This is a genomic window from Anaerotignum lactatifermentans, assembly GCF_014982935.1.
GTDB lineage: Bacteria > Bacillota > Clostridia > Lachnospirales > Anaerotignaceae > Anaerotignum > Anaerotignum lactatifermentans.
This window is the reverse complement of record NZ_JADCKK010000031.1, coordinates 1-21,785: the sequence shown is the minus strand read 5'-3', so window position 1 is coordinate 21,785 and position 21,785 is coordinate 1. Positions and strand designations below refer to the sequence as shown.

The window sequence follows — 21,785 nt, the reverse complement described above, 5'->3', positions numbered from 1 at the left end:
GTTTTATACTATTATCTATGAAGAATCGTCATAGATAAGGAGGTCACAAAATGGATTTTAAAAAATGCGAAGCGCTTCTGGCTGCCATTGATACAGGCAGTTTCACAAAGGCAGCGGAACAGCTCCACTACACCCCTTCGGGCATCAGCCACATGATGACCAATCTGGAAGCAGAACTGGGCTTTCCCCTGCTGTACCGCTCCAAAACTGGCGTTGTTCCCACCCCCAGCGCCTTGGAGCTGATGCCTGTTCTGCGGGAAATGGCAGACTGTGCCAACCGTTTTGAGCAGATTTCCTCCCGCATCAACGGCTTACAGACAGGTCGCCTTACCATCGGCGTTTACACCAGCATTGCCACCTGCTGGCTGCCTCCCGTCATCAAAGCCTTTGCCGTGTCCTATCCCGGCATCCGCATCATATTAAAAGAAGGCATCCATCAGGAACTGGACAGCTTTCTGGAAAACAGACAGGTAGATGTCTGCCTTTACAGCGAAAAGTCCGACAGTCCTTACACATGGATTCCCCTGCGAAAAGACCCCATGATTGCTGTACTGCCGCCGGAACATCCCATGGCAGGAGAAAAGATATATCCTCTCTCCGCCTGCCAGCAAGAGGACTTCATCATGCCTGCTTATGGCGCCGATTATGACGTTGTCCAGCTGTTCCGCGCTTATGACATCCACCCCAAAGTGAAATATGAAACCATCGAAAACCATGCCGCCCTTTCTATGATTGCCCAGGGTTTGGGCATGAGTATCATGAACCGCCTCATCACCGAAGGGCACACGGCTAACGTTGTCAAATTGCCTTTAGACCCGCCTCATACCATTTCTCTTGGCATTGCTCTGCCACAAGCAGAACTTTCTCCCGCCGCTCAAGCGTTCGTAGACCTGACCTGCAAAATGCTGGCAGAAAAATAATTCTCTTTTCATGGAGCACATCCCCTCCAAAATATTTTTGGGGATGTGTTCTTTTTTGTCCTTTTTGTGCGAACACAACAAAGAATTTGTCTTTTGAATGCAAAAAAACGTCATCCTTTCTTTTGTCAGACCATAAGCTGATACAGCGACAGATGGATTTTCGCTTTTTGGGGAAGGCTTGATTTCTATGGGCTTTTTGCTGTATACAAAAGACAGTATTCATTTTTGTATTTTATACGTGGACATTTGTCTGTTTAATATTGACATTTTTTTGGCAACTTTTTGTACTTTTTTTGCGCTATCCTCCGAAATTTTTTTTACACTTTAAAAAATACTTCTTTTTTATTGACGGTTCCGCTTGCCGTGCTATAATCAACTTCATAAAACCAAAAAGACCCTGGTCTTTTTCCGTCCCACACAATCGGGACATCATTACTTATCACACTTTAAGGGAGGCTTATTTATGGAAAGAGTATTCAATTTTTCAGCTGGACCATCCATGCTGCCACTGGAAGTTCTGGAACAGGCGCAAAAAGAATTTGTCTGTTACGGCTCCTCAGGCATGTCCGTAATGGAGATGAGCCATCGATCTAAAGTGTTCGAAGGCATTTTGGAAAAGGCTCAGGCAGACCTGCGGGATTTGATGCACATTCCCGACAATTACAAAATCCTGTTCCTGCAGGGCGGCGGCTCCACACAGTTTGCCATGATTCCGCTGAATCTGATGAACAAAAACAACAAGGCAGACTATGTGGTAACAGGTCAGTGGGCAAAAAAAGCCGCAGAAGAAGCGGCACGCTACGGCAAAGTCAACATTGTGGCTTCTTCTGCCGACACCACTTTCGACCGCATCCCCGAACTGGATGAATCCAAATTTGACAAACATGCGGACTATTTCTATATCACTTTAAACAACACCATTTACGGCACACGCTGGACCAAACTGCCCAATGTGGGCGATGTTCCTCTGGTGGGGGATATGTCCTCCTCCATTTTGTCCGAGGAAATCGACATCACAAAGTTCGGTCTGCTCTTTGCGGGTGCTCAGAAAAACCTGGGTCCTGCCGGGGTGACTGTTGTCATCATCCGGGAAGACCTGCTGGGCAATGCCATGGATTTCACACCCACCATGCTCAAGTATGACATCCATGCCAAAAACAATTCCCTTTACAACACACCGCCCACTTACGGTATTTACTTCATGGGCAGAGTGTTTGAATGGGTAAAAGCACAAGGCGGCGTAGCAGCTCTGCAGAAACGCAATGAAGAAAAAGCGGCACTGCTCTATGATTTTCTGGACAGTTCTGCCCTGTTCCACGGCACTGTGCAGAAAAAAGACCGTTCCCTCATGAACGTGCCTTTTGTGCTGCCCACAGAAGAACTGAACGCAAAATTCATCAAAGAAGCCAGCGAAAAAGGCTTTGTGAATCTGAAAGGTCATCGTACCGTTGGCGGCATGCGTGCCAGCATCTACAACGCTATGCCCAAAGAAGGCGTAGAAGCGCTGGTGGCGTTTATGAAACAGTTTGAAGCAGAAAACAAGTAAAGGAGAATGTCCGTATGTATACCATCAAAACACTGAACCAGATTTCTCAGGCAGGTCTGAGCAAACTGCCTGAAGCAGAATTTCACATAGACCCGGAAGCTGCACGCCCTGAGGGCATCATTCTGCGCAGCTTCGACATGCACAGCATGGAGCTCAACGACAACCTGCTGGGGGTAGCCCGCGCAGGTGCAGGCACCAACAACATTCCCATTGACAAATGCACAGAAATGGGGATTCCCGTATTCAACACCCCCGGTGCCAATGCCAACGCCGTAAAAGAACTGGTGCTGGCAGGTCTCTTGGTATCCTCCCGCCGCATCATCAACGGCGCTCAGTGGGTACAGACTCTGGCAGGCAATGAAAACGTGGAAAAAGCCGTAGAAGCTAACAAAAAGCAGTTCATCGGTCCCGAAATCGCGGGAAAAACCATCGGCGTCATCGGTCTGGGCGCCATTGGCGTACTGGTGGCAAATGCCGCTTTGGACTTGGGCATGGACGTCATCGGCTATGACCCCTTCCTGACACTGGAAGCCGCTTGGCATCTGTCCGCTTCCGTTGATAAAGCGGAAACACTGGAAGAACTGGTATCCAAGAGCGATTACATCACCATTCACATTCCACTGAATGACAAAACCAGAAACACCTTTGACGAAAAACTCTTTGCCGTAACCAAAAAAGGCGCAAGACTTTTGAACTTTGCCAGAGGCGGTCTGGTAGACAACGAAGCACTGAAAGACGCCATTGAAAAAGGCATCATTGCAAGATATATCACAGACTTCCCTGACGAAACCCTGCTGGGCAACGAAAACATCATCGTTCTGCCTCATCTGGGTGCGTCTACACCGGAATCCGAGGAAAACTGCGCCGAAATGGCTGCTGTGGAACTGCGGGAATACCTGCGTTACGGCAACATCCGCAATTCCGTGAACTTCCCCGGCTGTATCGTGCCTTATTCCGGCAAACCTCGTATTGCCATTTCCCACTCCAACATCGTGAACATGATCGGGCAGTTGGGTGCCGTATTTACCAAGCACCATATCAACATCGACAAGATGGTAAACAACTCCAAAGGCGAGCTGGCTTACAACATCATCGTTTGCGATAACCTGCCGGAAAACGTCAACGAACTGGTGGATGACCTCTATGCCATCCACAGTGTTAAAAAAGTACGCGTACTGAATCAGGAGGGATAATATGGCAACCATCAGACCTTTTATGGGCATCCGTCCCGCACCTGAATATGCCAAGGACGTGGCAGCCCTGCCTTATGACGTGATGAATACAGAGGAAGCCAGAGAAATGGTAAAGGGAAATCCCTATTCCTTTTTACATATTGACCGGGCGGAAATCGATCTGCCTGTAGGCACAGACCCTTACAGCCCTGCTGTATACGAAAAGGCAAAAGACACCTTTTATGACATGCTGGACAAAGGCATCTTCACACAGGATCTGCTGCCCAATTTCTACATCTATCGACTGACCATGGACGGCAGAAGCCAGACAGGACTGGTTGTCTGCACCGCCATTGACGAATATCTCAATGACACCATCAAAAAGCACGAGCTGACCCGTGCCGACAAAGAAGCAGACCGTATCCGTCATGTGGATACCCTCAATGCCAACACAGGTCCTATTTTCTTAGCATATAAAGAAAATCCTGACGCCAAAGCCATCATCGACGGCTATACAGCGGCAGTGCCTCCTGTCTATGACTTTGTTTCCGATGACGGCATCGGTCACACTGTATGGGTCATTGACAGCGATACAGAAATCGGCATGTTGGTACAGAGCTTTGCCAACGTGGAAAACTTCTATATTGCCGACGGACACCACCGGAACGCATCTGCTGTGAAAGTGGGTCTGAAACGCAGAGAACAGAAACCGGATTACACCGGCGACGAAGAATTCAACTACTACCTTTCCGTACTGTTCCCTGCGGATGAACTCTTTATTTTGGATTACAACCGTGTGGTCAAAGACCTGAACGGACGGAATGAACAGGAATTTTTGGAAAAGATTTCCGAAAACTTCAAGGTTTCTCCCGCTCCCGCTTCCCCCTGCCATCCCCCTCGCAGACATACCTTCGGTATGTATCTGGGCGGCAAATGGTATCTCTTAGAAGCCAAAGACCACATTTTGTCCCACGACCCTGTAGATGGACTGGACGTGTCCATCTTACAGAATTCTCTCCTCGCGCCTGTCCTTGCCATCGGTGATCCCAGAGTGGATAAACGCATCGACTTTGTCGGCGGTATCCGCGGACTGGGCGAACTGGAAAGACGAGTGGACAGCGGCGAAATGCAGGTTGCATTTTCCATGTTCCCCACAGCCATGGATGAACTGATGGCAGTGGCAGACGCCGGACGTACCATGCCCCCCAAATCCACATGGTTTGAACCTAAGCTGCGCAGCGGCTTGTTCATCCACGATCTGGGCGAATAAAACTTATGCTAGAAACCCCCTTTGCGCCTCCCCTTGCATCGGGGGTTTTCTTTTTTTATTTTTCCAATTTTCTCCTGCATATTCTTTTTTCTTTTCCTCATACTAAAAAAGAAAAAGGAGGCGGAAAAACATGAACAAATTCACCACTGGCATGCTTGTGGGCGGCGCTGCTGCCATCATGGGCGTTGGCTATCTGATGCAGGACAAAAAGACCTACCGCAAAATGATGAAAAAAGGCAAAAAGATGGCTGTCAAAGCCGAAGAAGTCATGGACGACATGATCGACAATATGCTGGAAAACTAACCGGCAAAACACTTATTTCCAGAAAATCTCTCGTAAAACACTGCACAGAAAAAGGACCATCTGTTCGATGGTCCTTTTTCCGTTTTCTTGAGAGAGGGGTATGATTCTATATTCGAAATTTAAACTTGTTGTCTAATAATCCAGTAAGCCCCGTTTGTGGTAGGGCTTGTTTTGGCTTCTGCCAATATGGTATCCAGCGACCACAGCTTTTCTGTGTTTTCCACACTTTTTGGGTCTGCCACAAAGACTTCGTTTCTGGCGTCTATGTTGCAGAGCAGTATGAAATGTCCGCCGCCGGTGAAGTGACCTTCCCCCATGAGGGCAATGACGGGATAACCAGCCTGCAAGACTTTCTGTACCTCTGCCCCATCATTGGTGGTGGCGCACTCCAATCCGAAATGCTTCAGCCCATCGGCAATGAGGGTATGATAACTGCCGGAGCCCGGCGCACAATATCCATTTTCTGCTGCCCAGTCTGCCATTTCCTTTGGACTCACCTGGGTGTCCGTCAGGGAACTGACTGCCATAGCCAGCACCGTAGGACCGCATCCGGCTTCTTCTATATAGTCCACTTCGCCGTATAACTCATGTGCCCAGCGTTCGTCTGTCTGGTTGTAATAAACCAGCCAGTCCGGCACATGTGCCGCCGACTTGCTGATGGTCACCGAATCAGATTGAACGGGAGCCGGCGCCAAAGAAGGAATGAGAAAAATTACGAACATCAGCCCGCAATAAATCAGGGTTCTCCGCCAACCGTTCTTTCTGCGGCGGGGAGAGAAAATTTGAAAGTAAATCTGTACCATTGTGAGAAAAAATAAAATACCCAATATTGCTATTTGCAAAATACGCAATATCTGCATCGCCCACGCCCCCGTTCCTGATTACAAAAGCAGTATAACACACTTTTTTAACGGAACTTTTGCGAAACCCTGTCGAATTTATTAAGATATTCCATGGAAATTCTTAGGAAGTGGGTTTTTCCGCAGAAAAGTTCCTTTTTCACTTCGCTTTTCCTTTCAAAGAAAAAGAAAATCGGTATTTCCCATGATCTGAAAATACCGATTCTTTTTTTATTTTGTCAAAACCGCAAATCAGCCTTTCAGCAGTTCGATGCCTTTGCGGATTCTGCGCAGGCTTTCTTCCTTGCCCAGAATGTCTGCCAGTTCCATAGCGCCGCCGGGAGAAGTAGGTTCGCCGGACAGAGCGGTACGAACGGGCCAGAGGAGCTGACCGTTTTTGATGCCCAGTTCCCCAACCAGTGCCATGAGGGCGTCATGGATGCTGGTAGTGTTCCAGTCTTCCAGATTTTCCAGTACAGGCAGAGCCGCTTCCAGAGAAGACAGAGCGATTTCGTCGTTTGTTTTCATTTTCTTATGGGTATACAGTTCTGTGCCGTATTCGGGCAAAGTTTTGAAGAATTCCACCAGACCGGGGATATCGTTCAGTGTTTCCAGACGTTTCTGGAGCAGAGCCGCAATCTTTTTCAGATCCAGATCTGTATCGCCCAGTGCTTCTTTCAGCTTGGGTTCTGCCAGTGCATAGAACTTGTCAAAGTCCATAGCTTTCAGGTATTCGCTGTTCATCCATGTGAGCTTCTTGATATCGAAGATGGCAGGAGATTTGCTCAGACCAGCCATATCGAAGTTTTCTTCCAGTTCTTTCAGGGAGAAGATTTCCTGTGTGCCGGAAGGGCTCCAGCCCAGCAGTGCAATATAGTTCACGATGGCTTCTACCACATAGCCTTCTCTTACCAAATCTTCAAAGGACTTGTCCCCGTGACGTTTGGACAGTTTATGGTGTGCGTCACGCATAACTGCCGGCAGGTGTACATATACGGGAGGTTCCCAGCCGAATGCTTTGTACAGCAGGTTATATTTGGGTGTGGAGGACAGGTATTCGCTGCCGCGTACCACGTGTGTGATATGCATCAGGTGGTCATCCACAACGTTTGCGAAGTTATAAGTAGGGAAACCGTCTGCTTTCATCAAAATCTGGTCGTCCAGTTCTGTGTTTTCTACAGTGATGTCGCCGTATACCACGTCAGAGAATGTGGTTGTGCCGCTGTCGGGCATTTTCTGACGGATAACGAAAGGTACGCCTGCGTCCAGTTTTGCCTGTACTTCTTCTTTGGACAGACCCAGGCAGTGACGGTCATATTTTGCGAAAGCTGCGCCTTCTGCGTTGCTTTCTTTCAGGGATTCCAGACGTTCTTTTGTGCAGAAGCAGTAGTAAGCTTCGCCTTTTTCCACCAGTTCTTTTGCATAGTCCATGTACATGCCCATACGTTCGCTCTGTACATAAGGACCATAGTCGCCGCCGATATCGGGACCTTCATCATGTTTCAGACCTGTCATGCGCATGGTGTTGTAAATGACATCTACAGCGCCTTCCACCTGACGTTCCTGGTCTGTATCCTCAATACGCAGGATGAATTTCCCACCCTGGGATTTTGCAATCAAATATTCATATAAAGCGGTTCTCAAGTTCCCGATGTGCATATAGCCTGTGGGGCTGGGCGCAAATCTGGTTCTGACTTCCATATTTCATCTTCCTTTCTTTTTCTTTTGTGCCGAAGCCAAATGTCGGCAAAATATCATATTCTAGTTTAAACGGAAAACCCTGCCCTGTAAAGGGATTTCGGGAAAAAGGGGGCGAAATTATTTGTTTCTTTCCCTGATATATGCTATACTTGACCACAAGTGAATCCGAATAGAGAAAGGAGCATTTCGAAAAATGTCTTTAGATAAAGAGAACATGAAAAAAATATGCCTGCTCATCGTCTTTACCCTGGCGGTGTTCGTAGGTTTGTGGCGGCTGGAAGCAGTCATTGCTGCCATTTCTTTCCTGGGCGGCATCCTTGCCCCCTTCATTCTGGGCGGCGCCATTGCCTTCATCCTCAGCGTCCCCATGAACCGCATTGAAATCACCATCTGCAAGCTCTGCAGCAAGGACATCAACGAAAAACGTCAAAAAAAACGGGAAAAATTCCTGCGTCCTTTCGGCATGATTCTGACACTGGTCTTTGTCATTGCCGTACTGGCGCTGGCAGTGCTGGTTATCTTCCCGGAACTGGGCAGAACCGTTTCCGGTCTTGGCAGAACCATTCAGGCAAACGTCCCTGTCCTGCTGGATAAACTGGAAGAACTGTTCCACAACAACAAGGAAATTTCCTATTGGCTTTCCAATCTGGATTTAAACTGGGATGAAATCATCAGAAAAGCCACAAATATTTTCCAGAGCGGCGCTGACATCATCCTTGGCTCCACATTCTCCGTGGTACAGAGCATTTTCAGCGGCGTCACCACATTTGTCATTGGCTTTGTTTTTGCCTGCTATATCCTCATTCAGAAAGAAAAACTGGGCAGACAGTGCCGGAAACTGCTGTTTGCTTATCTGAAAAAACAGCAGGCAGAACGCGTGCTGGAAATCGCGTCCCTGACACACCGCACATTCGCCAAATTCCTCACAGGACAGTGTCTGGAAGCCGTCATTCTGGGTACCATGTTCTTTGTTGCCATGACACTCCTGCGCTTCCCTTATCCTTTGCTGGTAGGTGTCCTCATTGCCATCACCGCACTGATTCCCATTTTCGGCGCATTCATCGGCTGTGTGGTAGCTGCATTCCTGATTCTCATGGTCAGCCCCATGCAGGCGCTGGCGTTCATCGTGCTGTTTTTGGTATTGCAGCAGCTGGAAGGCAACCTCATCTACCCTCACGTGGTAGGCGGCTCCGTTGGTCTGCCATCTATCTGGGTATTGGTGGCCGTTACCGTAGGCGGCAGCCTTATGGGCATTGTGGGTATGCTCATTTTCATTCCCCTCATGTCTGTGCTGTATACCCTCCTGCGGCAGGATGTTGTCAAACGTCTTGAGAAAAAGCAACTGGATATTTCATGATATTGTTAAAGACTCCTCACATCGAGGAGTTTTTTTTATGCAAATTACACACTTTCCTTGTTTTTTCCGCCTGCGTGTGCTAAAATGAAAACAAATCCAATACTACCCTAAAGGTCGGAGGTGTATGATATGAGACAACGCGAAGAAATCATCAAAGCTTGGCTGGATATGTGGCTGGGACAGGAACTGCTGCCGCTGGAAGCAGTTTTTACACCGGATGTGCATTACTATGAATTTCAGGGACGGGAATACGAAGGCATTGACCAGATCCGCCGCTGGTTTGAAACATGGAACAGCGAAAACCGTGTCGTAAAATGGGAAGTTGGCCGTTTCGTACACGATCAGGATCTGACATTGGTACCTTTCTATTTCCAGAACGTAAACAAAGAAGGGGAAAAACGGGAATACGAGGGCGTTTATCTGGTAGAATGGGACAGCGACCATCGCATCCAGAAATTGCAGGAATTCTACTGCAAACTGCCTCATTACAAACCTTACGCATAAACATTTTTGCCTGCTCTTTCAAAAGCAACTTCCCCTTAAGAAAACATTGATTTTTCTTTTTCTTGATTTCTTAAGGGGAATTGCGACGGCTGTTTTCATAAGAAAACATAACAAATAAAATTTTCATAAAATAAGAAAGCTAAAATCCGTTGTCATGATAAGGAGTTTAGCTTTCTTTGTTTTCTTATGAAGATGCCCCTAAGAGAGCAGGCTTTTTTCACGAAAAGGAGCAAAGACAATGACATTCACACCCATCGACATGGAAACATGGCACAGAAAGCCCTATTTCCTTCATTACCACAAAGACATTCCCTGCACCTACAGCATAACTGTTTCTCTGGACATCACCGTCCTGAAGAAAACAGGCGTTTCCCTGTATCCTGCCCTGCTGTATCTCTTGACCAAAAACGTGAACCACTACGAGCAGTTCCGCACAGCCTTTGACGAAAAGGGAAATGTGAGCATCTACTCCAACATGGAGCCATACTACACCATTTTCCATAAGGAACAAGAAACCTTTTCCAACCTCTGGACGGAGTACAGCGAGGATTTTTCCACATTCCTTGCACAATACAAAGCCGATTTGGAAACCTACGGGAACGTACTGGATATGGACGCAAAACCAAATACACCGCCCAACACCTTCCCCGTTTCCATGGTGCCATGGACCACATTCACAGGCTTCCATCTGCACCTGCAAAAGGGCTATGACTATCTCCTGCCCATATTCACACTGGGCAAGGCATGGGAACACCATGGGCACTGGAAAATGCCCCTTGCCATACAGGTACATCATGGTGTCTGCGATGGATTCCATGTGAGCCGTTTTGTGGAATCTCTCCAGCAGGACTTGCACCAATTCCAGCCATAATAAAAATAAGAAAGCTGAAATCCTCGTAATCGAAAAGATTTCAGCTTTTTTTGTTTTCTGATGAAGAAGCCCCAAAAAGGACTTCACGTTTTTATGGTTCTGTTTGATTTTCTGTTGTTTTCTCTGCCCCCAGATACCGCAGGATTGCCCGATAATAGGCTTCTGCCGCTTTCTGGCAACCTTCCTCCGTGCCGAAGTTTGCCACATCGCTCTCATTGGTGACAAAGCACTGTTCCACCAGCACGGCGGCGCCTGTCTGATTTTTCAGTACGCCGAAAGTATCGTAATCATACACGGTGGTGTCCGTGGAATCCACCAGCATTTTTTCCCCGTTCACATAATAACCAAAACGGATGCCGTTGCCGCCTCGCAGTTCGCTGCCTGCCGCTTCCATTTCTTCTGCCAGCAGGGCAGCAAATTCCATGCTTGCCTCATGGTTTTCCATACCCGGCACAGCTGGATAGCACTCAAAGCCCGATGCTTCCCCTGTTTCGTCCGCATTGCCATGGACAGACAGCATCAAATCCGGCTGCAAAAAGGCAAGTTTGCGGTTACGGTCGGTGATGGACATGCCCTCACCCATTTTTCTGGTGAGCACCACCCGAAAACGCCCATCCTCTTTCAGCAGCTTTTCCAAAGCCGTCACTGTCTGCTCTGTCAGCTGTACTTCCTGAATGACCCCCACAGAGCCTACGTCCTCTCCGCCATGACCTGCGTCCAGCGCCACAGTATAGGGCTTGCCATAGCGGTAATACAGAAAGAATCCCCCATAGCCCAGCACAAACAGAATCAGCAGCACCAGCAGACGACGGAAGATACCGCCTTTTCTCCGGCGTTTTTTCCGTTTTGGCGGCTGGTACACATCCACATATCCTCTGGGCGGTTCTTCATATCTTCTGGGCTTCCGCCGCCTTTTCTCCGGCGGTTCAAAATCTCTCCAGTTTCTCCCTTTCATGCCTTAAATGATGAAAGTATCTCCTTCTCTGCGGATCAAAGCCACATGGGCGCCGTAAGGCTTTTGACGCAGTTTTTCGCAGATGTCGAAATGTTTCCAGAAGTGCATGGGCAGCAGCACCTTTGCCCCAACGGTTTCCATGAAATAATCAACTGCCCAATCGTATTTGTCCTGCAAACGAGGGTCCGCAGGCACACAAGCCACGTCGATTTCTCTGCCTTTGAGCAGGTCAATTTCCTGACGATAGCTGTCAGCGATGTCGTTATTGAATTCTTCGCTTTCGCCGTTCCAATGCCACCAGTTCAGGTCACCTGCGTGGAATACAGTACGTTTGCCGGCTACTTTCACCACAAAAGCAACGCCCTGATCGTTGGAAGCCAGTGTTTCGATTTCCAGATCATCTACGGTCAGTTTCTGGTGAGGTTTCACCCATGTGACTTCCCCTTTGAAATCCTTGGGCAGTTCCACATCATCGGACAGGATATAATGTGCCCGGTCTGCCCACCGCAGGATCGCAGGGTCGTAGTGATCCCCATGACCGTGGGAAACGAAAATATAGAACTTCTTATGAGGGAAATCCCCTTCATTCACTCTGTCAAACATCCCGTTCTGGGTATAGTAATCAAAAAGCAGTACAGAATGCTTTGTTTCAATCTGAAATCCGCTGTGATGCAGATATGTCATATTCATAAAGTTTCTCCTTCCATCTTCTTCCGTTTGAGCAGTACCCGTTCTTTGGCTTCTTCCAGAAACTGCCGCGCCTGTGCTTCGTCATAAAGCCATTGCCGCAGATTTTCGCCAGACAATATAAGAGGTGTGCGGTGGTGAATCTCTCCCACACAGCCTGCGGCGTGTTCCGTCACAACGGTGGCTTCCCAGCCCTCCGCCTTTTTCCGGCAAACGCCAGCCAGATACAGCATTTCTTCCTCTTGGGGCAGAAAATCCCAACCTGTTCCATCTCCGTCCCACTCGCAAAACCCTGTCACCGGAATAACACAGCGATTTTGGACAAAATCCTTTCCGAAAAGGGGTTTTTCCAGCAAAGTTTCGCTTCTGGCGTTATAGACTCGCTTGCCTTTCTGGGTCAGATACCCCCAGTCTGCCACATCTGCCGTTGTTTTGCCGCCAGACACCCGCAGTATGGGAATGGGATTGCCGGGAAATAATTCCCTGCCAAATTCACAATTGGGATATTTTCGCAGAATTTCCCTCATGATAGCCGCCATAGGCTTACTTGCAGGGGAAAATTCCCATATCATTTGTCTGCACATGTCACTTCACGCATGGCACCTGTATGAGGGTCCATGACAAAACCGTAAACTTCCACATCTTTGTGAATCAGTGGATGGTTGCGGATGGTATCCACCGTGTTCTGAACAGAGGTGCAAATATCGCCAAAGCCAGTGAGCCACTGTTCCAGATTTTTATGGTTGGCATCCACATGGTCTATGACATCTCTGGAAATGCCCTTTTCTTCCATTTTGGCAATCATCTTTTTGGCATCCAGCGCTCTGCCGCCGCAGTCGTCATGACCAATGACCAGAATGGTATCCACGCCCAGTTCATAAACAGCCACCAACAGGGAGAAAATCACACTGCCATAGGGGTGGGTGATCTGACCGCCGGCATTTTTGATGAGCTTCACATCACCGTTTTTGATGCCCAATGCCGCAGGCAGCAGTTCTGTCATACGGGTATCCATACAGGACAAAATGGCAATTTTCCGGTCGGGATATTTTGTGGTTGCATATCGTTGGTACATTTCATGGTCTACAAAAACTCTGTTATATTCCAGCATTTTTTTCACGCTGTCGTTCATGGGGAATCCCTCCTTTGTATCCTCTCACTTCTTTCTGCTCTGCCATTTCAGTGTGGCAAAGATCAGCACAAACCAAAGTACGATCAAAATCAATGCCAAAGGCAGGATGGCGTTGAGCAAAGTTTCTCCCGGCAGCACTTTTGCCGCAATATACAGCCCGATGCCCACCAGCACCAAATACAGCAGCGTGACCACCTGCATGATTTTTCTTGTTTCCTTCATAATCGCACCTTCCTTTCTGCCGCTCTGTACTGATTCTATCATTCCAGCGGAAAGAAATCAAATTTCCGAAATAAAAAAATCCGACATTTTTCCAAAAAACATCGGATTTTCCTGCTTTTAAAAAAGTGAGCAGACCTGTAAGCCGGGTTCTGTCGTGGACAGCCATCTATCTTGGTCTGTTGTTGCCAACAGCATCATGCGACTTTTCATCGAGGAGAGACGAGCAGCCTCTTTGCCCTCTTTCGTCTTGCTTCAGGTGGGGTTTACAGAGCCTCCTGCGTTACCGTAGGAGCGGTGGGCTCTTACCCCACCTTTCCATCCTTACCTGCCAAAAGACAGGCGGTTTATTTCTGTTGCACTTTCCTTAGAGTCGCCTCCACCGGCCGTTAGCCGGCACCCTGCTCTATGAAGCCCGGACTTTCCTCACTGGAGCGAATCCAGCGCGACTGTCCAGTCTACTCAGTGGATTATTATACTCCAAAAAGGAGCTGTTTGTCAAACCTTAAAGCAGCTGCCGCCCACAAATTCCTTAATGAGTGAGTTGTTGGGGATTTCTGTGCCCGGCGCCGCAAGGAAATAGCCCAAGAACTTGATGAGCCGTTTTGCGGTGATATACTCGGGCTGGTCTTCCCCAATGGCAAAGAGCTGAGGTTCCGCATACTGCTTCAGGACGCTTAATTCATAGATAGTTGCGGAGTTGAAAATGGCATCGGCGTTTTCCTGATAAGGGAAAATGTTTTCTGCTTCCCCATCGGTAACGTCATTCCATGTGCGGATGGTTTCCGCCGCGTCCCGTCCACGGAACTGATAATCTCGAACAATACGGCGAATCAAACGGCTGTCAGATGTGGAAATGCGGTTGTGGTCATCCACGTTCAGCTGTGTCATGGCACTAATGAAAATCTTGAATTTCTGTTCCGCAGGGATTTCCGATGTGAGCATATCGTTCAAACCATGGATGCCTTCCAGCACCAGAATTTCCCCTTTCTTCGTCTGAATCTGGTTGCCATTGTATTCCCGTTTGCCTGTAACAAAGTTATACGTAGGCAGGTCTACCAATTCCCCTGCAATCATTTTCTTCAAATCGTCGTTGAGCAAAGGCAGGTCAAGAGCCTGAATATGTTCATAATTCCGTTTGCCGTTTTCATCCACCGGTGTTTTATCCCGTTCCACAAAGTAATCATCCAGAGAGATTTTATGAGGCTGGATGCCCAATACCTGTAACTGGATGCACAGGCGGTTCGCAAAAGAAGTTTTACCAGAGGAAGAAGGACCCGCAATGAGTACCACACGGACTTTATCCAAACGCTGGTGAATCATATCAGCAATTTCCGCAATCTTCTTTTCGTGAAGGGCTTCATTGATACGAATCAGGTCACCAAACTTCCCCTGGGTCAGTGTATAGTTCAGTTCTGCCACATTTTTCACCCCCATGAGCTGACACCAGTGCATCTGTTCCAGAAATACACTGCTGATTTTCTTAGGGTTGGAAAATTCCCGCAGCACTTCCGGCTGTTTTGGGTCAGGAAAACGAATGAGAAAGCCGTTCTCGTAAGCCATGAGGGAAAAGACTTTCAAATCCCCTGTGGAAGCAGGCATATATCCATAGAAATAATCATAGAAGCCATCCAGCTCATAAAGATTCACATTGGAGGCACGGCGATAACGGAACAGTTCATCCTTATCGGGCATGCCCTGTCGTCTGGCGATTTCTCTGGCATCTTCTTTCCGCATGGTGCGTTTGCAGATAGGCAGGTCTGCTGCCACATATTCCCGCATTTTGCCTTCGATTTTTGCCAGCACTTCTTCTGTCATTTCCATTTCCGGTTTGCGGATTTCGCAGTAGAGATTTTTCTGCAAAGAATGTTCCACTACCACCAGAGATTCGCTTCCCCAGAGTTCGTAAACAGCTTTTGTCATCAGAATCAGCACACCACGGCGATAGACCCGCATAGCTTCATCGTTTTCAATACCGTAAAATGTCACATCGTCGCAAGTGCGGATTTTCTGATGGAGTTCCCGCAGTTTATTTTTCTGTCTTGCCAGCATGATAGGACCATTGACCATGCCGGAAAAATCTTTTGCCACGTCGGCAAAGGTTGCCCCCTCTGCAATCTCCACCATTTTTCCCATGACGTTGATCTGTCTTGTTTCCATGACTTTTCTCCTCCTTTTCTCCTCTTACAGTGCCCAGAATGTCTGCCCGTTGACTTTTGAACAAACCACTTCCAGCGCCCATCCCTTTTCTGCCGCTGCCTGTTCCAGCGCTTTCTGAATCACAGGCACGATAAGCACTTCGCTGGCGTAATGGGTCACATCCGCCACACAAATGCCTGTTTCCACTGCCTTCTGGGCTTCGTGGAATTTGATGTCCGCTGTCAGATAAGCGTCCGCACCATCATAATACGCAGGCAGGATAAATTCCGCGCCGCTGCCTGTGCAAAGGGCTACCTTCTGAATCATTTTATGTGCATCACCTGTCAGGCGAATACTATCCAGACCTAATTTTTCTTTGAGCATTCTGGCAAAGTCCGCAAAAGCCACAGGCGCAGGCAATACGCCCATACGTCCAATGCCTTCTTTTTTGTATCTCTGCTCCACAGCGTATACGTCATAAGCCACTTCTTCGTAGGGATGGGCTGCCTTCATAGCGGCGATGACATTTGCTGCCTGAGATGCAGGCACCAAAGCTTCCAGACGGACTTCTTCCACCCGTTCCAGCTTGCCCTGTTCACCCAAGAAAGGATTGCTGCCTTTCATGGGCAGGAAGGTGCTTTCTCCCGGTGCAGCGAAGGTACAGCAAGTATAATTGCCGATTTCTCCCGCACCTGCGTCACACATGGCTTTCCGTACAGCTTCGGCATGGGTCACAGGCACGAAAACAGCGATTTTCTTCAAATCCTCTGCCCATGTTTCTTCTAAGTATGTCAAATCCTGCAAGCCGATGAGTTCCGCCAATACGTCATTTGTGCCGCCCTTGGCGATGTCCAGATTGGTATGAGCAGAAAACGCCGCAATGTTGTTCTGAATCAAAGAAATGATTTTGCTGCCCACAGAAGTTTCTGTGGTGATGCTGTCAAATTTCTGGAACAGCAGCATGGGGTGATGGGTGATAATCATATCCGCGCCCATTTCTGCCGCTTCTGCAATGACTTCTTTTGTCACATCCAGCGCAACCAGTATTTTTTTCACTTCATGGTTAGGGTCGCCCACTGCCAAACCGGGTTTATCCCAGCTTTCCGCCAGTTTTCTGGGAGCAATGCCCTCCATGACTGCCATAATATCTTTTACTTGTACCATGCTTTCGCCTCCTTAATGACTGCCAGCTTTTCCTCGATTTCCGCCAGACGTTCCGCCGCCTTCTGGGTTCCGCTCTGGCGCAAACCTTCTGCCACTTTTTCATACTGGGCTTCTTCTCTGGTCAGTTCTTCCCACAAAATGGGGTCTTGTTTTTCCAATAATCTGCCGCCGTAGAAAAGGGAGGCAGGTGTTTTTTCCTTCTCCTCGCCGGGGACACAGCGGAAAATATGATAATACTTTCCGTCCTCTTTCACCATAATTTCCTCGTCAATGGCAAAGCCAAAATCCCACACCGTCTGGCGCACAGCGTCCAGATCATGCTGGGGAGAAAGAATCCATTCTTTCAGGCTTTTTGCCACATCTTCGCTTTCCTTGAGGATACGGCATATCAGCATACCGCCCATGCCTGCAATGACGGCGCTTTCCACTTCCCCTGTATGTACGGGCAAAAGTCCGCTGCCCAGACGGGTTTCGATGGCGTTTCCTGCCCCCATGGCGGCGATGTTTTCCTTTGCCTTTTCCAGAGGGCCTTTGTTCAGGTCACAAGCCAAAGCCTTATCGATTTTCCCCTGTTCATACAGATACAAAGGCACATAGCCGTGGTCGGTGCCGATGTCCGCCATACTGCGGCGTGTTACCAGTCCTGCCACTGCCTGCAATCGTTTTGAAATATCCATAACCTGTTTCCTTTCTATGCAAAACAGGCGGCAAGCATACCCCTTTTGGGTACGCCTGCCGCCTGCCACTTGTGTTTCTTATTCCAGATAATCTTTCAGTTTTTTGCTGCGGCTGGGATGACGCAGTTTACGCAGGGCTTTTGCCTCGATCTGACGGATTCTTTCTCGTGTGACATTGAATTCTTTGCCCACTTCTTCCAGTGTTCTGGCACGTCCGTCGTCCAGACCAAAGCGCAGGCGCAATACCTTTTCTTCCCTTTCGGTAAGGGTATCCAGCACTTCGATGAGCTGTTCTTTCAGCAGGGTAAATGCTGCCGCTTCCGCAGGGGCGGGAATGTCGTCATCGGGGATAAAGTCACCCAGATGGCTGTCTTCTTCTTCGCCGATGGGGGTTTCCAGAGAAACAGGTTCCTGTGCGATCTTCATGATTTCACGAACCTTTTCTTCGGGCATCTGCATTTCCACTGCCAGTTCTTCTGCGGTCGGTTCACGACCCAATTCCTGCAGCAGCTGTCTGGAGATACGAATGAGTTTATTGATGGTTTCAACCATGTGTACGGGAATACGGATGGTTCTTGCCTGATCGGCAATGGCTCTGGTGATTGCCTGGCGAATCCACCATGTGGCATAGGTGGAGAATTTATAGCCCTTGTGGTAATCGAATTTTTCCACGGCTTTGATCAGCCCCAGATTGCCTTCCTGAATCAGGTCAAGGAACAGCATCCCACGACCTACATATCTTTTGGCAATGCTGACAACCAGACGCAGGTTGGCTTCTGCCAGTTTCTTTTTGGCAGCTTCGTCGCCTTCTTCCATACGCTGTGCCAGTTCCACTTCTTCCTCTGCGGACAGCAGAGGGACTTTGCCGATTTCCTTCAGATACATTCTGACAGGGTCGTCGATATTGATGCCTTCGGGCAGTGTCAAGTCAAGGTCTTTTTCAACTTCTTCTTCTGCGTCCAGATTGCCCAGGATATCAATGCCCTGTGTTTCCAGATATTCATAAATCCGATCGATGCGGTCGGGGTCCAATTCCAAATCCGCCAGATGGTCCATGACCTCTTTATACTCTAATACGCTTTTCTTCTTTTTGCCCATGGCAACCAGTTCTTCCAGTCTGGTCAACAATGTGGTTTCTTCGACGGATTTCAAAGCAATCCTCCCTTTCTGTGTTCCTTATAGTCTAACCATATCAGATGGTAATATGCAGTGCCTCCAGCTTTCTTTTCTCCTCCACCAGCTGTTGGATTTCCTCCACGGTGGATGCCTGTGCCGTTTTTCGGTCGATCTTTGCCCGCTTCAATACTTTTGCGGCTTCATTGACGGCTTTTTGCAGGTCAAACCCATCGTCTGCCGGCGGTTGTGCCGCGAAAATCTCCGTGACACGCCGTTGTGCTTCGCCTTCCTCAAAAAAACTGATCAGTTCCGCAGGGAACACATTCCCCGCTTCTTCCCATAAAGTGCCCATGGCTTCAAATGCCTTGCCGTAGACCTCTGTGGGAAAATCGTCCTTATCCAACACCTTCTGTAAAATTTCATATATATGCCGATGGCTGGCAGAAAAATACAACAAACTTTTCTGGGCGTCCAACAGCCCCTTATCTTCCTTTTCTCTGCCGCCGTACTGCCTTTGCATCTGTATCTGCCGCTTCTGGGCTTCCTGCTGGAATGCCTCGTCTTCTTTGCGGCGGAGTTTCCGTATTTCATTCTGGATGGCGCTTTCCTCCACCCCTGTCATACGGCTGACCTCGGCGGTATACACATCCCGCTCGATGTCACTTTCCAGTTTTGTCAAAATCTGCGCCGCCTCTGTGGCAAAGCGCACCCGGTGTTCCGGGTTGTCCAGGGCGTATTTCCTGCGGATGCAGGCGATCTGGAACGATATATAATGAACGGCATTGACCAGCAGCTTGGAAAATTCTGCTGAGCCGTTTTGTTTGATGAATTCGTCGGGGTCTTTGCCGTCTGGCACCTGTGTCACCCGCACATGGAATCCATTTTCCACCAATACGGGAATGGCACGGAGGGCGGCGTTTGTGCCTGCTTCGTCGCTGTCATAAAGCAGGATCACGTCCTCGGCGTATTTCTTCAATGTCATGGCGTGTTCCCGGTTGAATGCCGTTCCCAAAGACGCCACCACGTTATGGAATCCTGCCTGATAGACAGAAATCATATCCATATATCCTTCCACCAGAATGAGTTCCTTCTTTCTGGCGGCTTTGGCAAAGTTCAGCCCGTATAGATTGCGGCTTTTGCTGAACAGTATGGTTTCGGGGGAATTCAGATATTTAGGTTCCCCCTTGCTTAGAATTCTGCCGCCGAACCCTACCACACGTCCTTGGGCGTCAAATATGGGGAACATAAGCCTTCCCCGGAAACGGTCGTGGTAGCCGCTTCCTTCCTTATCGGGAATGACTAAGCCGCTTTTGACCATATCCTCTACGGAATATCCCAGCCCTTTCAGGTGGTCGAAAAGGGCATGTCTGCGGTCTGGGGAATAACCTATACCGAATTTTCTGGCAAGGTTTGGCTTCAGCTGCCGCCGCTCCAGATAAGCCCGTGCCGGTGCGCCTTCTTCCGACTGGAGGGTGTCATAATAAAACCTTCCTGCTGCCCGATGCATCTCAAAGAGCCTTGTTTTCAGCCGCTCCATGGCGAGAGCCTGTCCCGTCATTTGAGGCTCCGGCAAAGGGATGTTGGCGCGCTCCGCCAGTTTTTTCACCGCTTCTGGAAAATCACAGTTTTCCATTTCCATGAGAAAGCCGTATACATTCCCAGACGCTCCACAGCCGAAACAGTAATAAAACTGTTTTTCACTGTTGACGGAAAAAGACGGGGTCTTTTCGTGATGAAAAGGGCAAAGTCCGAAGTAAGAACTGCCCTTTTGCTTCAAGGGGACGTACTGGGAAATGACATCCACAATGTCATTTTGCATACGGATTTCCTCAATCAATTCTCTCGGATACCGCATTGTCCTCCCCCCTTTCCGTCTTTTTGGAAACAACGTTTCCGGAATTTCCGTAAACATTGGAGAAAGGAAGCTGTTACACTTCCTTTCTCCTGCTATACTCTATGATTTCGACATTTCCCCGAAAAATCCTCCCTTTTGGCGACGTTTTGTATATTTGTACAAAAACCGACCGCAAAAGACCGATTTTTCGCAAAAATCCATCAATAAATCAAAGGACGCTCCATTCCGCAGGAATAAAGAGTTTCTTGAATCTTGCCACGGCAAAACGGTCTGTCATGCAGGCGACATAATCACAAACGGTCTGCTCCACCGTTTCCCCTTCTTCCATGAGGCGGCGGAACTCTCCCTCCATCTCCTGTGGATGTTCCAGATAGTAAGCAAAGAGGTCGCCTACGATTTTCTGGGCTTTTTCATGCTCACTGGTGGCAATGTCACTGTGATAGACCTTTTGGAACATGAATGCCCGAAGTCCCGTGAGGGTTGCCCGCATTTCCGGGCTCATGCGGATGTCGCCGGTGCCGGTGCTATGTAATATGGTATCCCGTATCATGGCATTGATGCGTTTGCTGGAGGTTCCCCCCATGACTGCCACATATTCCGCCGGAATATCCTCAGGACGGAGCATGCCTGCCCGAATGGCATCGTCAATGTCGTGGTTGGTATATGCGATTTTATCTGAAAGCTGTACAATTTTCCCTTCCAGTGTGGCAGGGTGTCCGCTGGTACGGTGGTTCAGTATACCATCCCGCACCTCCCATGTCAAATTCAGTCCCTTTCCGTCTTTTTCCAGACGGTCTGCCACACGCAGGCTCTGTTCATTATGGGCAAAGCCCCCTCTGTCTTTGCAGAGTTCATCCAGTTTCCGCTCCCCGGCGTGACCAAAAGGCGTATGCCCTAAGTCATGCCCCAAAGCAATGGCTTCCGTCAAATCTTCATTGAGCCGCAAGGCTCTGGCAATGGTGCGTGCAATCTGGGCAACCTCCAACGTATGTGTCAAACGGGTGCGGTAATGATCTCCTTCGGGAGAGATGAACACCTGTGTCTTATGCTTCATACGCCGAAAAGCTTTGCAGTGGATGATACGATCTCTGTCCCGCTGAAAATCCGTACGGAAATCGCATTTTTCCTCGGGGCGCATCCGCCCTTTGGATGCGGCACTTTTTGCCGCCAGAGGACTCAATATTTTCTCCTCCAATTCTTCTTGAAACAAACGGTATTCCATTCTCATCCCTCCTCGTATAGTATCTTTAGATACCATTATTCTTATATAAAATTTAATAGTTACTTTGTTCAATAGGCTTCATTAAACCCATGATATAATTGTCCCAGTGTCAATCAGGCAAAAGTTCTAGTCACT

At 48.6% G+C, this 21,785-nt stretch carries 22 protein-coding genes and 1 other RNA gene; 8 read left to right on the top strand and 15 right to left on the bottom strand.

What is annotated here, in order from left to right; translation table 11 throughout:
* Positions 1-50: 50 nt before the first annotated feature.
* The 5 genes from INF29_RS08935 (at position 51) to INF29_RS08915 (ending at position 5,212) form a co-directional block, all read left to right on the top strand.
* Entirely contained in the window at positions 51-920 is an 870-nt protein-coding gene (locus tag INF29_RS08935; protein ID WP_193486078.1) for a LysR family transcriptional regulator, read from the top strand.
* A gap of 463 nt (positions 921-1,383) precedes the next feature.
* Positions 1,384-2,466: a 3-phosphoserine/phosphohydroxythreonine transaminase gene (gene serC / locus INF29_RS08930; RefSeq protein ID WP_193486075.1), complete on the top strand. Its 1,083-nt coding sequence runs from the start codon at positions 1,384-1,386 to the stop codon at positions 2,464-2,466.
* Between the two features lie 14 nt (positions 2,467-2,480).
* Complete coding sequence (locus INF29_RS08925) at positions 2,481-3,659, top strand: 3-phosphoglycerate dehydrogenase family protein (protein WP_193486073.1); 1,179 nt, start codon at positions 2,481-2,483, stop codon at positions 3,657-3,659.
* Position 3,660: 1 nt separating this feature from the next.
* Entirely contained in the window at positions 3,661-4,908 is a 1,248-nt protein-coding gene (locus INF29_RS08920; RefSeq protein ID WP_193486071.1) for a DUF1015 domain-containing protein, read from the top strand.
* A gap of 130 nt (positions 4,909-5,038) precedes the next feature.
* Positions 5,039-5,212, top strand: coding sequence for a hypothetical protein (locus INF29_RS08915; protein ID WP_022255809.1), 174 nt, complete (start codon positions 5,039-5,041; stop codon positions 5,210-5,212).
* Positions 5,213-5,331: 119 nt separating this feature from the next.
* Here INF29_RS08915 and INF29_RS08910 read toward each other — a convergent pair whose 3' ends face one another.
* The 3 genes from INF29_RS08910 to gltX all read right to left on the bottom strand — a co-directional run bounded on the left by INF29_RS08910 (position 5,332) and on the right by gltX (position 7,752).
* Positions 5,332-5,934 (bottom strand): C39 family peptidase, encoded by a 603-nt coding sequence (locus tag INF29_RS08910; RefSeq protein ID WP_193486069.1) that lies wholly within the window; start codon positions 5,932-5,934, stop codon positions 5,332-5,334.
* Positions 5,882-6,079 (bottom strand): hypothetical protein, encoded by a 198-nt coding sequence (locus INF29_RS08905; RefSeq protein WP_191343842.1) that lies wholly within the window; start codon positions 6,077-6,079, stop codon positions 5,882-5,884. Before INF29_RS08905 ends, INF29_RS08910 begins: the two co-directional genes overlap by 53 nt.
* A 224-nt stretch (positions 6,080-6,303) precedes the next feature.
* Positions 6,304-7,752 (bottom strand): glutamate--tRNA ligase, encoded by a 1,449-nt coding sequence (gene gltX / locus INF29_RS08900; RefSeq protein WP_193486067.1) that lies wholly within the window; start codon positions 7,750-7,752, stop codon positions 6,304-6,306.
* 193 nt (positions 7,753-7,945) lie between these two features.
* Between gltX and INF29_RS08895 the strand changes: the two genes are divergently transcribed.
* The 3 genes from INF29_RS08895 (at position 7,946) to catA (ending at position 10,484) form a co-directional block, all read left to right on the top strand.
* Positions 7,946-9,109 carry an AI-2E family transporter gene (locus INF29_RS08895; protein WP_193486065.1) on the top strand — a complete coding sequence of 388 codons (1,164 nt, stop codon included), beginning with the start codon at positions 7,946-7,948 and terminating at the stop codon, positions 9,107-9,109.
* Between the two features lie 129 nt (positions 9,110-9,238).
* Positions 9,239-9,613, top strand: a complete 375-nt coding sequence (locus INF29_RS08890; RefSeq protein ID WP_087988428.1) for a nuclear transport factor 2 family protein — start codon at positions 9,239-9,241, stop codon at positions 9,611-9,613.
* 238 nt (positions 9,614-9,851) lie between these two features.
* A complete protein-coding gene (catA, locus tag INF29_RS08885; protein WP_193486063.1) occupies positions 9,852-10,484 on the top strand; it encodes a type A chloramphenicol O-acetyltransferase in 633 nt (210 codons plus the stop codon).
* 91 nt (positions 10,485-10,575) lie between these two features.
* Here the strand turns inward: catA and INF29_RS08880 are convergent, their stop codons facing one another.
* From INF29_RS08880 to INF29_RS08825, 12 genes are all read right to left on the bottom strand, one after another.
* On the bottom strand, positions 10,576-11,439 hold the full coding sequence (locus tag INF29_RS08880; RefSeq protein WP_193486061.1) for an N-acetylmuramoyl-L-alanine amidase family protein: 864 nt from the start codon (positions 11,437-11,439) through the stop codon (positions 10,576-10,578).
* A 3-nt stretch (positions 11,440-11,442) separates the two neighbouring features.
* Complete coding sequence (locus INF29_RS08875; protein WP_191343678.1) at positions 11,443-12,129, bottom strand: MBL fold metallo-hydrolase; 687 nt, start codon at positions 12,127-12,129, stop codon at positions 11,443-11,445.
* The gene (locus INF29_RS08870) at positions 12,126-12,653 is read right to left on the bottom strand and encodes an SOS response-associated peptidase family protein (RefSeq protein WP_193486059.1); all 528 of its coding nucleotides are present in this window, start codon (positions 12,651-12,653) and stop codon (positions 12,126-12,128) included. Before INF29_RS08870 ends, INF29_RS08875 begins: the two co-directional genes overlap by 4 nt.
* A 41-nt stretch (positions 12,654-12,694) precedes the next feature.
* Positions 12,695-13,258, bottom strand: a complete 564-nt coding sequence (locus tag INF29_RS08865) for a beta-class carbonic anhydrase (protein WP_072848910.1) — start codon at positions 13,256-13,258, stop codon at positions 12,695-12,697.
* Positions 13,259-13,282: 24 nt separating this feature from the next.
* Positions 13,283-13,480 carry a hypothetical protein gene (locus INF29_RS08860; protein WP_072848906.1) on the bottom strand — a complete coding sequence of 66 codons (198 nt, stop codon included), beginning with the start codon at positions 13,478-13,480 and terminating at the stop codon, positions 13,283-13,285.
* Between the two features lie 122 nt (positions 13,481-13,602).
* An RNA gene (rnpB, locus tag INF29_RS08855) (RNase P RNA component class A) lies at positions 13,603-13,942 on the bottom strand.
* Between the two features lie 33 nt (positions 13,943-13,975).
* On the bottom strand, positions 13,976-15,637 hold the full coding sequence (locus INF29_RS08850; protein WP_193486057.1) for a nucleoside kinase: 1,662 nt from the start codon (positions 15,635-15,637) through the stop codon (positions 13,976-13,978).
* A gap of 24 nt (positions 15,638-15,661) precedes the next feature.
* Positions 15,662-16,780: a Nif3-like dinuclear metal center hexameric protein gene (locus tag INF29_RS08845; protein WP_193486055.1), complete on the bottom strand. Its 1,119-nt coding sequence runs from the start codon at positions 16,778-16,780 to the stop codon at positions 15,662-15,664.
* Positions 16,768-17,457: a tRNA (adenine(22)-N(1))-methyltransferase gene (locus INF29_RS08840; RefSeq protein WP_193486052.1), complete on the bottom strand. Its 690-nt coding sequence runs from the start codon at positions 17,455-17,457 to the stop codon at positions 16,768-16,770. Before INF29_RS08840 ends, INF29_RS08845 begins: the two co-directional genes overlap by 13 nt.
* A gap of 78 nt (positions 17,458-17,535) precedes the next feature.
* Positions 17,536-18,609: an RNA polymerase sigma factor RpoD gene (gene rpoD, locus INF29_RS08835; RefSeq protein ID WP_191343683.1), complete on the bottom strand. Its 1,074-nt coding sequence runs from the start codon at positions 18,607-18,609 to the stop codon at positions 17,536-17,538.
* A gap of 40 nt (positions 18,610-18,649) precedes the next feature.
* Positions 18,650-20,428, bottom strand: a complete 1,779-nt coding sequence (dnaG, locus tag INF29_RS08830) for a DNA primase (RefSeq protein ID WP_193486051.1) — start codon at positions 20,426-20,428, stop codon at positions 18,650-18,652.
* Between the two features lie 208 nt (positions 20,429-20,636).
* Positions 20,637-21,650, bottom strand: a complete 1,014-nt coding sequence (locus tag INF29_RS08825) for a deoxyguanosinetriphosphate triphosphohydrolase (protein WP_193486050.1) — start codon at positions 21,648-21,650, stop codon at positions 20,637-20,639.
* Positions 21,651-21,785: the final 135 nt, after the last annotated feature.